The following is a 13252-nucleotide window of genomic DNA, read 5'->3' on the forward strand; positions in this document are numbered from 1 at the left end:
CGCTAGATCGGTAGACCGGCGATCCGTTCGATAATGGCGATGCCCCAGACGCCGGCGACGATGATCACCGAAATCAGCACCGCCAGCGAACCGCAGTCCTTGGCCAGCTGGATATCGACATTGAACTCGCGGCTGAAGGCGTCGCAGGCCGCCTCGATGCCGGTGTTCAGCACTTCGACCATGATCAGCAGCAGCACCGCGCCGATCAGCAAGGCATAGCCGCGCCACGAAATCGAAACGAACCAGCCGAGCGGCAAGGCGAGCGCGAGCAGCATCAGCTCCTGCTGGAAAGCCTTCTCGCTGACGGCCAGCTTGCGAAACGCCCGCACCGAATTGAAAAAAGCGTCGATCAGCCGCTGCATGCAAAACCCCTTTCCGAATCACCGGCACGGATAATGCAATGGCTGGCCAGATCAATGGAATAAGGCGACTTGTCCAAAATTCATTCAGCGACCGGTATGACGGGCGTCGACTTTTCAAACTGCGGCAGCCCGTCGTCGATCGAATAATAGTCGCCCTTGTCGCCGACGAAGATATGGCATTCGCCCTCAAGGCCCGTCGGCCTGTCGAACGATCCGGCCATGACCGAAATGTAGTCCTGGTCCCGCGGCTTCCAGAACAGCACCGACCCGCATGCCTTGCAAAAACCGCGCCTGGCGAAGGAAGATGCTTCGTACCAGGTGATGCTTTCGCCACCCTCGATCACGATGTCGGCGTCTGCAACATTGGTCGCGGCATAGAAATGTCCGCTCTGCTTCCTGCATTGCGAGCAATGACAATAGACGACGCCGCGCAGCGCTCCGCGCGTTCTGAAGCGAACCGCTCCGCACAGACACGATCCTCGGTGGCTGTCACTCATTACGACCCTCCTTGAAGAAACTCTGCCTCAGCATCGTCGTCAGGATTCCAGCTTTGCGGCAGCCATACGCAAGCAAATGCGACATTTGCTGGTGTAGCGAAACCGAAATTCAGTTTCATTTTTAGCAGCGTGATGCGCGAATTTCGCATTCAAAGCCACCAAACTGGCGTTCATCCCGGATTGTTGGTGCGCAAATTGATGCTTCTACAGCCTCAGAGAGAGAAAAACTGTGGAACCTCAGCGAATTAAGGAAACTTTAGCGCTCACGCATTTATGGTCATGGTAAGCGAATGTCGCAGGTGGGGACGCGTCTGTTCGCAAGTTGTTCTGGACTATCAGGTAGCCTTCCCCGGTCGGCGACAAATGGAATCCGCAAATTCTGCCGCGGAATCCGAGGGGAAGAGTGATCAGAACATGCAGCCGGCAGTTGTCCCGACCGAACGAAGCACCGATATCGCGGCCAATGTCGTCGCCACAATGCGCCAGTTGGGCGTGCTCGGCTTGCCGCGCAATTACGAGATTTTCTACGAGGCGCTGAGCGGCACCAATCGTGAACTCAGCCTCGCCGTCGTTTCGCTGAGCAACCGGCCGACACAGGATGATCTGGACCAGATCGGCCGCGCCTTTTTTGCCCACAACCATGGCCCCGGCATCGTCGAGCATGCCAGAGAAGTCATTGCCAGGGAGCTCGAGGAGGTCGCTTCGCTGCTGAGGAGCGAGCGCAGCCACATCGAGAAATACGGCAGGATCCTCGATGAAACATCGAGCGGACTAAGCAACCGCAGCCTTCTCTCTCAGGATCTTTTGCAGAAGATCGCCAACGCCATGACGATTGCCACCAATTCGACGATCGACCACGGCCGGCAGGTCGCCTCGACGCTCAGCGACAAGACGGCAGAACTCGAGAGGAATACAAGCGGCTGGCCGACACCGATCCGTTGACCCATATCTGGAATCGCCGTGCCTTCGACAAGGAAATCACCAGGATCTACAACAGCAACAAGGGCATCCTGTTCAACGCCTTGATCCTTGCCGATATCGATCGCTTCAAGGACATCAACGATCGCTACGGCCATCCGGTCGGCGACAAGATCATCCAGATCATCGCCGACATTTTCCAGACCAGCATTCGCGGCGACATGTTCGTCGCCCGCACCGGCGGCGAGGAGTTCGCGCTGATCATCGAGGGCGCCAGCGAGGACGCCACCTACGAGATTGCAGAGCGCATCCGAGCCCTGATCGAGCAGACACCCTTCACCAGCAGCCAGACCGGCACCAACTACGGCACCGTCACCGTCTCGATGGGCATCTGCATGGCATCCGAAGCCGAGGGGCCCGAGGACCTCTACACCAAGGCCGACCGGGCGCTCTATCGCTCGAAAGTCAGCGGCCGCAACCGCGTCACCAAGCACTCGACGATGGCCGGCCGCGCCGGCAAGAGCTGGCTGCTCTACAAGAAGGACTGAGCGTGCCTCGTCTATCGCCGCCACGGATTGTGTGACGCTACCCCTTTCCATGTGAATTGGAGGCGATCCGCTACCGTTCCGCGCGTGACCCAAAGGGCGCCAACATTGCGCTGCTGACCTGCCGCGGCTTCGCCAAGGCCAAGCCAATGGGGCCGCAGACCTGGCGCATCCGGCTCGGCGCGTTCGGCGTGCAGGCGATCTGCGAATTTCCGGAAAAGCGCATCGAGTTTTCCAGAACCGCCTTTGCCGATCCCCGTCTCGTTGGCCTGCGCTGGGAACGCGGGCCCTGAATAAAAAGAAAAGCGCCGGATTTCTCCAGCGCTTTTTCTGTCGACGTTCAGGCCGAAATCAAGCTTAGCCGTTAACGGCCTGCTTGTGCTGCACCGGGTGGCTCTTCTTCAAGCGATCCGAGACCAGGAAGGCCAGTTCGATCGCCTGGTCGGCGTTGAGGCGTGGATCGCAATGGGTGTGGTAGCGATCCTGCAATTCCTCGGCGGTGATGGCGCGGGCGCCACCGGTGCATTCGGTGACGTTCTTGCCGGTCATCTCGACATGGATGCCGCCTGGATGCGTGCCTTCGGCGCGATGCACCTCGAAGAAGGTCTGCACCTCCTTCAGGATGCGGTCGAACGGCCGCGTCTTGTAACCGGCAGCCTCGATCGTGTTGCCGTGCATCGGGTCGGACGACCACACCACGCTGCGGCCTTCCTTCTGCACCGCGCGAACCAGCTTCGGCAGATGGTCGGCGACCTTGTCGGAGCCGAAGCGCGCAATCAGCGTCAGCCGGCCCGGCTCGTTTTCGGGGTTGAGCAGATCGATCAGTTCCAGCAATCCATCCGGCGTCAGCGATGGGCCGCATTTCAGGCCGAGCGGGTTCTTGATACCCCGGCAATATTCCACATGCGCATGGTCGGGCTGGCGGGTGCGGTCGCCGATCCAGATCATGTGACCCGACGTGGCGTACCAGTCGCCAGAGGTCGAGTCGACGCGGGTCAGCGCCTCCTCATAGCCGAGCAGCAGCGCCTCGTGGCTGGTGTAGAAATCGGTCTCGCGCAGTGCGTAATTGGTTTCCGAGGTGATGCCGACGGCCTTCATGAAGTCCATCGTCTCGGTGATGCGGTTGGCGAGTTCCCCGTACTTCTCGCCTTGCGGGCTGTCAGACACGAAGCCGAGCATCCAGCTATGCACATTCTCCAGGCTGGCATAGCCGCCCTGCGCGAAGGCGCGCAGAAGGTTGAGCGTCGCCGCCGACTGGCGATACGCCATCTCCTGGCGGGCAGGATCTGGTATGCGCGACTTGGCGTCGAATTCGATGCCGTTGATGATGTCGCCGCGATAGCTGGGCAGCGTCACATCGCCCTTGGTTTCGTTGTCGGACGAGCGCGGCTTGGCGAACTGGCCGGCAACGCGGCCGACCTTCACCACCGGCTGCGCGCCGGCGAAGGTCAGCACCACCGACATCTGCAGGAACACGCGGAAGAAGTCGCGGATGTTGTCCGCGCCATGTTCGGCAAAACTTTCGGCGCAATCGCCGCCCTGGAGAAGGAATGCATCACCGGCAGCGACCGCCGCCAACTGCTTCTTCAGCTTGCGCGCCTCACCTGCAAAAACCAGCGGCGGAAAGGTAGCGAGCTGGGCTTCCGTGTTCTTCAGCGCGGCAAGGTCCGGATAGGTCGGAACCTGCTTGATCGGCATCGTTCTCCACGAATTCGGCGACCATTTTGTCATCGCTGCACCCAACGCTCTTTCCGAGCAATTCCAGGAAAAATGTGAAACGGTTTTCCGTCCGGAATTGCGTCAAACAACAAAGCAAGCGCCATCGCCCGCCAATCCACCCCATTTGGGGATCGCGGCTCAATACACGAAGCCGATTTCCTATTCTAGACCGGATTTGGCCGCGTGGCGAATGCACGCGCGTCGTTAAGGTGTGTTGAGATTCAGCACCGGAAGCGCAGGAAGCCGCCGTTTGCAGGCCGGCCTACCTGAATATCAATACACCTTAAGCTGCCTTCTCAACGAGCCGCGCCAACTGCGTCATGACGACCGCCGAACCCGCCAGCCGCTTCTCGGCCGTCGGCCAGTCGCGCGCGAAAACGACGCTGTGGTCGGGCCGGATCTTGGCCAGCGAGCCCTGCTCGCCGATGAACTGGACCAGGCCGACCGGATTGGAGAATTCGCGTTTACGGAAATGGATGACGACGCCCTTCGGCCCGGCGTCGAGTTTTTCGACATTGGCCTTGCGGCAGAGCGCCTTGATGAAGACGATCTTCAGAAGATGCTTCACCTCTTCCGGCAACGGGCCGAATCGGTCGATCAGCTCGGCGCCGAAGGCGTCGATCTCCTCGGTGTTTTCGAGGTCGCCGAGGCGGCGGTAGAGCGCCAGCCTGAGCTGCAGATCCGGAACATAGCTTTCCGGGATCATCACCGCCGTACCGACGGCAATCTGCGGCGACCAGCCGCCATCCTGGACTTCACCGGAATCCTTCACCTCGGCGACGGCCTCCTCCAGCATCTGCTGGTAAAGTTCGAAGCCGACCTCCTTAATGTGGCCGGACTGCTCTTCGCCGAGAAGATTGCCGGCGCCTCTGATATCGAGGTCGTGGCTGGCCAGTTGGAAGCCGGCGCCCAGCGTGTCGAGCGACTGCAGCACCTTCAGCCGGCGCTCGGCCGTGTCGGTCAGCTTGCGGTTGGCCGGCAGCGTGAACAGCGCATAGGCGCGCACCTTCGAGCGACCGACGCGGCCGCGCAGCTGGTAAAGCTGCGACAGGCCGAACATGTCGGCGCGATGCACGATCAGCGTGTTGGCGGTCGGGATGTCGAGGCCGGATTCGACGATGGTCGTCGACAAAAGCACATCGTACTGGCCGTCATAGAAGGCATTCATGATGTCGTCGAGTTCGCCCGGCGGCATCTGGCCGTGGGCCACCGCCACTTTCAGCTCCGGTACGGATTCTCTCAGGAAATCATGGATCTCCGCCAGATCGCTGATGCGCGGAACGACATAGAAGGAGTGCCCGCCGCGATAGCGCTCCCGAAGCAGCGTCTCGCGGATGACCAGCGGATCGAAGGGCGAGATGAAGGTGCGCACCGCCATGCGGTCGACCGGCGGCGTGGCGATCAGCGACAGCTCGCGCACACCGGTCAGCGCCAGTTGCAGCGTGCGCGGGATCGGCGTCGCCGACAGCGTCAGCACATGCACATCGGTCTTCAGGTCCTTCAGCCGCTCCTTGTGCTTGACGCCAAAGTGCTGTTCCTCGTCGATGATCAAAAGGCCAAGGTTCTTGAACGAAATCGAGGCGCCAAGCAGCGCGTGGGTACCGACGACGATGTCGGCCTGCCCCTCGGCGATACCTTTCTTGGTCTCGGCCAGCTCCTTGGCGCCGACCAGCCGCGATGCCTGGGCAACGCGAATCGGCAGGCCGGAAAAGCGCTGCGAAAAGGTCTTGAAATGCTGGCGCGACAACAATGTCGTCGGCACCACCACCGCCACCTGAAAGCCTTCCATCGCCGCGATGAAGGCGGCGCGCAGCGCCACTTCCGTCTTGCCGAAGCCGACATCGCCGCAGATCAGCCGGTCCATCGGCTTGCCAGCCGCCAGATCGTCCCTGACCGAGTCGATCGCCGTCTGCTGATCGTCGGTCTCCTCATAGGGGAAGCGGGCGGCAAACTCGCCATAGAGGCCATCGGCCGGCACCAGGGCCGGGGCGGCGCGCATCTGCCGTTCGGCGGCGATGCGGATCAGTTGCCCGGCCATATCGAGCAGGCGTTTCTTCAGCCGCGCCTTGCGCGACTGCCAGGCGCCGCCGCCGAGCTTGTCCAGCGTCGCCCCGGCCGAATCCGAGCCGTAGCGCGACAGAAGCTCGATGTTCTCGACCGGCAGGAACAGCCGGTCGTCGCCGGCATAGTGGATTTCGAGGCAATCATGCGGCGCGCCAACCGCTTCGATGGTGCGCAGGCCAACGAAGCGGCCAATGCCGTGATCGGCGTGGACGACGATGTCGCCGGCCGACAGTGCCGAAGCTTCGGCGATGAAGTCGGAGGCCCGCTTCTTGCGCTTCGAGCGCCGGATCAGCCGGTCGCCGAGAATGTCCTGTTCGGCGACGACGACCAGTCTTTCGGTCTCGAAGCCGGATTCCAGCGGCAGCACGGCCAATGCCGCCTGCCCCGGCTCGAGCTGTTCCGCTTCCGCCAGCGTGTTGACCTGCTTGAGATTGCCGAGATGGTGTTCGCCAAGGATTTGGCCAAGCCGGTCGAGCGAGCCTTCTGTCCAGCCGGCAATGACGACGCGGCGGCGCGCCGCGCGCTCGTCGGCGATATGCCTGACTACTATGTCGAAGACATTGACGCTGGGGTCGGCGCGTTGCTCGACAAAGCTGCGGCCGTGGCGCGAACCGGCATGAAAAACCTTCTTGGCGCCGGCGTCGGGCGCATCGAACGGCGTAAAATCGATCGCTTCGCGCGGCCCAAGCGAGGCAATCAGGTTTTCCGGCGAGAGGTAGAGCAGGTCCGGCGGCACTGGCTTGTAGGGCACTGCGTCCTTCAGCGCGCCCTCGGCCTGCTTCTTGCGCGCCTCGTAGTGATCGAGGATCAGCGTGTGGCGCTCGGCCAGCGCCTCATGCGCCAGATGATCGAACACAACAGGCGTGTCCGGCAGATAGTCGAACACGGTCTCCAGCCGTTCGTAGTAGAACGGCAGCCAGTGCTCCATGCCGGCGAAGCGCCTGCCCTCGCTAACCGCCGCATAGAGCCCGTCGTCGCGCTGGGGTGCGCCAAAGGCTTCGATATAGGAGCGTCGGAAGCGGCTGATGGTTTCGGGCGTCAGCGCCACTTCGCTCATCGCCTGCAGCGCCATCGACTTGCGTTGACCGGTGGTGCGCTGGGTGGCGGCATCGAACACGCGGATCGATTCCAGCGTGTCGCCGAAGAAGTCGAGCCTGAGCGCTTCGGTCCAGCCGGGGGCGAACAGGTCGAGAATGCCGCCGCGCACGGCGAATTCACCGACGCCGCGCACCGTCGGCACGCGCTCGAAGCCTGATGTCTCCAGCCGCGACACCAGCGCGTTCATATCGATCTGGTTGCCGGGCCTGGCATGAAACGTCTGTGCCTCGACCAGATCGGCCGGCGGAATGCGCTGCAGCAGCGCATTGGCGGTGGTGAGGATGACGGCGCGGTGCGGCTTCTTCGCCAGCGCAATCATGGCGGTCAGCGCATCGAGGCGCTTGGCGGCCGCGTCCGACCCCGGCGAGACGCGGTCATAGGGCAGGCAATCCCAGGCCGGCAGTTCCAATACGGGAAGGCCGGGCGCCGCGAAGGACAACGCCTCGATGATCGCCGGCAGGCGCTGGCCGTCGCGCGCCACGAACAGAACAGGCTTGTCGGGCGCGATCTCAAGTGCCGCCTGCACCAGCGCAAAGGCTTCGTAGCCGTCGGCGACGCCATCGACAATGAACTGGCCGGCGCGGCCTTTCGGCAGGCCGATTGTGGGAATGAGGCTCATGAAATCACGGTCTTGTTTGTCGCAATTCCGGACGGAAAACCGCTTCGCACTTTTCCTGGAATTGCTTGTGTTCAAAATGTCATGGAATGGCGGAAAGCCAGGATCTTTTGCAGGACGGCACAATCGATATCCCGGGGAACCGGGCGTTCACCGGTGACCATGGGCAGGAATTCGGTGTCGGGAATGTCGAGGAGCCTCTCATATTGGTCGATTTCCTCGCCGGTCAAGGCGCCGATCTCGGCGTCGGCGAAGGTGCCGAGGATCAGGTCCATCTCGCGCATGCCGCGGTGCCATGACCGAAACAAAAGCTTGCGACGGCGGGCGTCCAGCCCCTCGCTTGATCTCGTCGTCCCGGTCATTGTGCCGCATCCTCACTTGCTGCGGCGCATATAGCGTGGATAGAAGGGGCTGTCAGCCTTGCGCTGCGGCCATCGCGACATAAGCTGACATCATGCGTCCTTCCATCCTCGATCCGTTGTTCGTCCCGATCACCTCGCTGGCCGGCGTCGGGCCGAAGGTTGGCGCGCTGATCGAGAAAGTGGTCGCGGCCGATCTCAGTGATCGCGCCGCACGCGCCGGCGACCTTCTGTTCGTGCTGCCGCACACCGTCATCGATCGCCGCAACCGCCCGGGCATCGCGCTCGCCGCCGAAGGCGCGATCGTCACCCTCGAGGTGCGCATCGACCGCCACCAGCCGCCGCCGCGCGGCAACAGGTCGGTGCCCTACCGGGTCTACGCCCATGACGACACCGGCGAGATTGCACTGACCTTTTTCCATGCCCATGCCTCCTATCTCGAAAAGGCGATGCCCGAGGGCGAGCATGTCGTGGTCTCGGGTCGCATGGAATGGTTCAACGGCCGCCCGACCATGGTCCACCCCGACCACATCGCGCTGGCCAGCGAGGCGGAAAACCTGCCGCTGGTCGAGCCGGTCTATCCGCTCACCGCCGGGCTCTCGGGCAAGGTGCTGCGCCGGGCGATCGGCCAGGCGCTGGCGCGCTTGCCCGTATTGGCTGAATGGCAGGACGGCGCCTTCATGCGCCGACACACCTTTCCGGCCTTTGGCGATGCGCTTGCCCGCATCCACAATCCGGCCGATCCGATCGACGTTTCCATCGATGGCGCAGCATGGCGGCGCCTCGCCTATGACGAGTTGCTGGCGGGCCAGGTCTCGCTGGCGCTGGTGCGGGCAAAAATCCGCCGCCTGTCCGGCCGTCCTCTGGTCGGCGACGGCAGCATCGTCGAGAAACTGCGCGCTGCACTCCCCTACTCGCTGACTGCGAGCCAGGAATTCGCGCTCGCCGAAATCAATGCCGACCTCGCCGATCCCGAGCGCATGCTGCGGCTCCTGCAAGGTGATGTCGGCTCCGGCAAGACAGTTGTCGCGCTGCTGGCCATGGCGCGTGCGGTCGAGGCCGGCGGCCAGGCGGCACTGATGGCGCCAACCGAAATCCTGGCGCGCCAGCATCTGGCGACGATCGCGCCGCTTGCCGCCAAGGTCGGGCTGCGCATCGCCATCCTCACGGGCCGCGAGAAAGGCCGCGAGCGCACTGATACGCTGTCCGGCCTGGCGAGCGGCGAGATCGACATCGTCGTCGGCACCCACGCGCTGTTCCAAGAGACGGTCACCTTCCACGACCTGGTCTTCGCCGTCATCGACGAGCAGCATCGCTTCGGCGTCCACCAGCGGCTCGCCATCACCGCCAAGGGCGACGCGCCCGACATGCTGGTGATGACGGCCACACCCATCCCGCGCACGCTGGTGCTGACCGCCTTCGGCGACATGGACGTGTCGAAGTTGACGGAAAAACCGGCCGGCCGCCAGCCGATCCGCACCGTCACGCTGCCGCTCGAGCGGCTCGATGAACTGGTCGGCCGCATGGTCGACGCCGTCGCCGGCGGCCAGAAGATCTATTGGATCTGTCCGCTGGTCGAGGAATCCGAAGAGATCAAGCTGATGTCGGCCGAGGATCGTTTCGCGTCGCTGAAACCGCTCTTCGGCGATCGCATCGGCCTCGTCCACGGCCGCATGAAGGGCGCCGACAAGGACCAGGCGATGCGCGCCTTCAAGCAGGGCGAAACACGCATCCTGATCGCCACCACGGTGATCGAGGTCGGCGTCGACGTACCGGACGCCACCGTCATGGTCATCGAACATGCCGAGCGCTTTGGCCTCGCCCAGCTACACCAGTTGCGCGGCCGCGTCGGGCGCGGCGATATCAAGTCCTCCTGCGTGCTGCTCTACAAGGACCCGCTCGGCGAGACCGCAAAACGCCGGCTGTCGGTCATGCGCGAGACCGAGGACGGTTTCCTGATCGCCGAAGAAGACCTGAAGTTGCGCGGCGAAGGCGAATTGCTGGGCACCCGCCAGTCCGGCACACCTGGCTTCCAGGTGGCGCGTATCGAGGCGCATGCGGACCTTTTGGAGGCTGCCCGCGACGACGCCAGGCTGATCCTGTCACGTGACCCGGAGCTGCAATCCGAGCGTGGCGAGGCGTTGCGCCTGTTGCTTTACTTGTTCGGACGCGACGAAGCCGTCCGGCTCCTGCGCGCCGGCTGAGCCAAGGCGGCAACCGACGGGTTGGCAAGCACTCCATCGATCGGCTCGCCGTTCACGACGACCATTTGTTTGACCTCGGGCGACACCAGCCCGGCGGAGACGATCAGCTTGGCGCCGTCCTCGATCGTCATGTCGAGCAGCACGATGTCGGACTTCGGCACATACATGAGAAAGCCAGTGGTTGGGTTCGGCGTGCATGGCATGAACACGGCGATCAGCGGATCGCCTGCCTGATCGAGCTTCTGGTTGATCTCGGTCTCCTTCTCGCTGGCGACGAAAACCAGCGACCAGACGCCTTTGCGCGGATATTCGACCAGCCCGACCTGGCGGAACATGTCGCCCTTGTTCGACAGCACGGTCTCGAAAATCTGCTTCAGCGAACCATAGATGCCGCGCACCAGCGGCATGCGGCCAAGCAGGCGCTCGCCGAAATTGACGATAGCGCGACCGACAATGTTAGCCGTCAGGAAGCCGATCAGCGTGATCAGGATCAAAGCGACGATCAGCCCGAACCCCGGAACCGGAAACGGCAGGTAGCTGTCGGGGCTGTAGCGTGCCGGAATATAGGGTTTTACCCAGGAATCGACCCAGCCGATGAACGACCAGGCTATGTAAGCGGTGATCGCCAGCGGCGCACAGACGACGAAGCCTGTGAGGAAATAGTTCCTCAGCCGGGTCATGCCGGAGGTCTTGGGAGCATCGGACATGGTTCACCGAGGGCACGGGTTGCGCCGCAACATTAGATCATGATCCCGAAAAGTGGGAACCGGTTTTCGGAAAAAGATCATACTCAAAAAGAAAAACAGCCGCTGTGATCCAAATGCCATCACAGCGGCTCTGTGAACCGGAATGCGCTTTGGAACTGCGAAGTTTTAAAGGCCCCTATTCCACCGTCACCGATTTCGCCAGATTGCGCGGCTGGTCGACATCGGTGCCCATGAACACGGCAGTGAAATAGGCGAGCATCTGGATCGGCAGCGCGTAGATGATCGGCGAGATAATTTCCGGCACGTCCGGCAGCACGATCGTCTCCATCGTCTTGACGCTCGTAAGTGCCGCACCCTTGCTGTCGGTGATCAGGATGATCTTGCCGCCGCGGGCCGCCACTTCCTGCATGTTCGAGACGGTCTTTTCGAAAATCCGGTCGTGCGGCGCGATGACGATGACAGGCATGTTCTCGTCGATCAGGGCGATCGGCCCATGCTTCAGCTCGCCCGCTGCATAGCCCTCGGCGTGGATATAGGAGATTTCCTTGAGTTTCAGCGCGCCTTCCATGGCCAGCGGGAAATTGGTGTCGCGGCCGAGATAGAGCACGTTCTTGTAGTGCGCGAGGTCGCGCGCGATCTTTTCGATCTGATGGTCGAGCTTCAGCACCTGGTTGGCGTAACGCGGCGCTTCAGAGAGTTCTCGCACAAAGGTCTTTTCCTGCTCGCGCGAGATCATGCCGCGCGCCACGCCGGCGCGCACGGCAAGCGATGCCAGCACCGAAAGCTGGCACGTGAAGGCCTTGGTCGAGGCAACACCGATCTCCGGGCCGGCGAGCGTCGGCAGCACCACGTCGGATTCGCGCGCCATGGTCGATTCGCGGACATTGACGACGGCGCCGATCTTCATCCCGGCCTTGCGGCAGTAGCGCAGCGAGGCCAGCGTGTCGGCGGTTTCGCCCGATTGCGAGATGAAGAAGGCGGCATCTTTCGCTGACAGCGGCATTTCGCGGTAGCGGAACTCCGAGGCGACATCGATGTCGACCGGCAGCCGCGCGTAGCGCTCGAACCAGTATTTGCCGATCAGGCCGGCGAGATACGCGGTGCCGCAGGCCGAAATCGCCAGCCGGTCGATCTTGGCGAAATCAAACGGCAGGTCGAGCGGCTTGGAGACGCCACCGACGAAGTCGATATAATTCGCCAGCGTGTGCGAGATCACCTCGGGCTGTTCATGGATTTCCTTCTCCATGAAATGGCGCCGGTTGCCCTTGTCGACCATGAAGCTGGTCGACAGCGACTGCTGGCGCTTGCGCTCGACTTGTCTGCCATTAATGTCGAAGATCGTGACGCCTTTGCGGCGCACCACCGCCCAGTCGCCATCTTCGAGATAGGTGATCGAATTCGTGAATGGCGCGAGCGCGATGGCGTCTGAACCCAAGAACATCTCGCCATCGCCATGGCCGACGGCCAGCGGCGGGCCGTTGCGGGCGCCGACGATCAGGTCCTCGTCGTCCTTGAACATGATCGCCAGCGCAAAGGCGCCTTCCAGCCGCTTCAGCGCCTGGTGCGCGGCCTCGACCGGCTTCAACCCCTTGGCCAGGGCGCGCGCCACCAGATGGGCGACGACCTCGGTGTCGGTCTGCGAAGAAAATTCGTAGCCGTCACGCTTCAACTCGTCGCGCAATTCAGCAAAGTTCTCGATGATGCCGTTGTGGACGATGGCGACGCCATCGGAAAAATGCGGGTGCGCATTGGTCTCGTTGGGCACGCCATGCGTTGCCCAGCGCGTGTGGCCGATGCCGATGGTGCCATCAAGCGGATCGTCCTTGAGCCGGCGCTCGAGGTTGATCAGCTTGCCTTCCGCGCGGCGGCGGGCAAGCTCACCATGTTCGATGGTAGCGACACCAGCCGAGTCATAGCCGCGATATTCGAGCCGTTTCAGCGCGTCGACGATGAGCGGCGCAACCTGCGAGTGGCCGACGATTCCAACGATACCGCACATGCAGACAGTCCCCAATTCCCCATGGAAAACCAGCACTATTTAGGGATGGCCGGCCTGCCGCGAAAGTCACATTGCATTTCGTCCCATGTAACGGAACGCTTCTGCAGGCATGCACCATGACAGACCGCTCTTGCAATCCGGTTACTGCAATCGTTCGGTTTTTT

The 13252-nt window shown here is 62.5% G+C and carries 12 protein-coding genes; 5 read left to right on the top strand and 7 right to left on the bottom strand.

Annotated features, from left to right (window positions below):
- Positions 1-2 precede the first annotated feature (2 nt).
- Together ACFFNA_RS07890 and ACFFNA_RS07895 are read right to left on the bottom strand one after the other, a co-directional pair.
- A complete protein-coding gene (locus ACFFNA_RS07890) occupies positions 3-362 on the bottom strand; it encodes a diacylglycerol kinase (RefSeq protein WP_111546402.1) in 360 nt (119 codons plus the stop codon).
- A gap of 80 nt (positions 363-442) precedes the next feature.
- Positions 443-859: a GFA family protein gene (locus ACFFNA_RS07895; protein ID WP_111546401.1), complete on the bottom strand. Its 417-nt coding sequence runs from the start codon at positions 857-859 to the stop codon at positions 443-445.
- A 414-nt stretch (positions 860-1273) separates the two neighbouring features.
- On the opposite strand from ACFFNA_RS07895, the gene ACFFNA_RS07900 reads away from it, so the two are divergent.
- From ACFFNA_RS07900 to ACFFNA_RS07910, 3 genes are read left to right on the top strand one after another with little or no spacing between them, the layout of a single operon-like run.
- Positions 1274-1801 carry a hypothetical protein gene (locus ACFFNA_RS07900; RefSeq protein ID WP_378917182.1) on the top strand — a complete coding sequence of 176 codons (528 nt, stop codon included), beginning with the start codon at positions 1274-1276 and terminating at the stop codon, positions 1799-1801.
- Positions 1798-2325 (top strand): GGDEF domain-containing protein, encoded by a 528-nt coding sequence (locus ACFFNA_RS07905; RefSeq protein ID WP_378917184.1) that lies wholly within the window; start codon positions 1798-1800, stop codon positions 2323-2325. The genes ACFFNA_RS07900 and ACFFNA_RS07905 overlap by 4 nt, the downstream gene beginning before the upstream one ends.
- 56 nt (positions 2326-2381) lie before the next feature.
- Positions 2382-2615: a hypothetical protein gene (locus tag ACFFNA_RS07910; protein ID WP_342633876.1), complete on the top strand. Its 234-nt coding sequence runs from the start codon at positions 2382-2384 to the stop codon at positions 2613-2615.
- Positions 2616-2679: 64 nt separating this feature from the next.
- Here ACFFNA_RS07910 and ACFFNA_RS07915 read toward each other — a convergent pair whose 3' ends face one another.
- On the bottom strand, positions 2680-4053 hold the full coding sequence (locus tag ACFFNA_RS07915) for a class II 3-deoxy-7-phosphoheptulonate synthase (protein WP_378917186.1): 1374 nt from the start codon (positions 4051-4053) through the stop codon (positions 2680-2682).
- On the opposite strand from ACFFNA_RS07915, the gene ACFFNA_RS07920 reads away from it, so the two are divergent.
- On the top strand, positions 4010-4249 hold the full coding sequence (locus tag ACFFNA_RS07920; protein WP_378917353.1) for a hypothetical protein: 240 nt from the start codon (positions 4010-4012) through the stop codon (positions 4247-4249). The two genes, ACFFNA_RS07915 and ACFFNA_RS07920, sit on opposite strands and share 44 nt — an antisense overlap.
- 75 nt (positions 4250-4324) lie before the next feature.
- Here ACFFNA_RS07920 and mfd read toward each other — a convergent pair whose 3' ends face one another.
- Positions 4325-7822: a transcription-repair coupling factor gene (gene mfd, locus ACFFNA_RS07925; protein ID WP_378917188.1), complete on the bottom strand. Its 3498-nt coding sequence runs from the start codon at positions 7820-7822 to the stop codon at positions 4325-4327.
- Between the two features lie 71 nt (positions 7823-7893).
- A complete protein-coding gene (locus tag ACFFNA_RS07930; protein WP_095085128.1) occupies positions 7894-8181 on the bottom strand; it encodes a succinate dehydrogenase assembly factor 2 in 288 nt (95 codons plus the stop codon).
- 92 nt (positions 8182-8273) lie between these two features.
- Between ACFFNA_RS07930 and recG the strand changes: the two genes are divergently transcribed.
- Positions 8274-10382: an ATP-dependent DNA helicase RecG gene (recG, locus tag ACFFNA_RS07935; RefSeq protein WP_378917190.1), complete on the top strand. Its 2109-nt coding sequence runs from the start codon at positions 8274-8276 to the stop codon at positions 10380-10382.
- Here the strand turns inward: recG and ACFFNA_RS07940 are convergent.
- On the bottom strand, positions 10334-11089 hold the full coding sequence (locus ACFFNA_RS07940; protein ID WP_378917192.1) for a DUF502 domain-containing protein: 756 nt from the start codon (positions 11087-11089) through the stop codon (positions 10334-10336). The two genes, recG and ACFFNA_RS07940, sit on opposite strands and share 49 nt — an antisense overlap.
- Before the next feature lie 175 nt (positions 11090-11264).
- A complete protein-coding gene (glmS, locus tag ACFFNA_RS07945; protein WP_378917194.1) occupies positions 11265-13088 on the bottom strand; it encodes a glutamine--fructose-6-phosphate transaminase (isomerizing) in 1824 nt (607 codons plus the stop codon).
- Positions 13089-13252 lie beyond the last annotated feature (164 nt).

It is taken from the genome of Mesorhizobium kowhaii, assembly GCF_042431665.1.
Taxonomy (GTDB): domain Bacteria; phylum Pseudomonadota; class Alphaproteobacteria; order Rhizobiales; family Rhizobiaceae; genus Mesorhizobium; species Mesorhizobium kowhaii.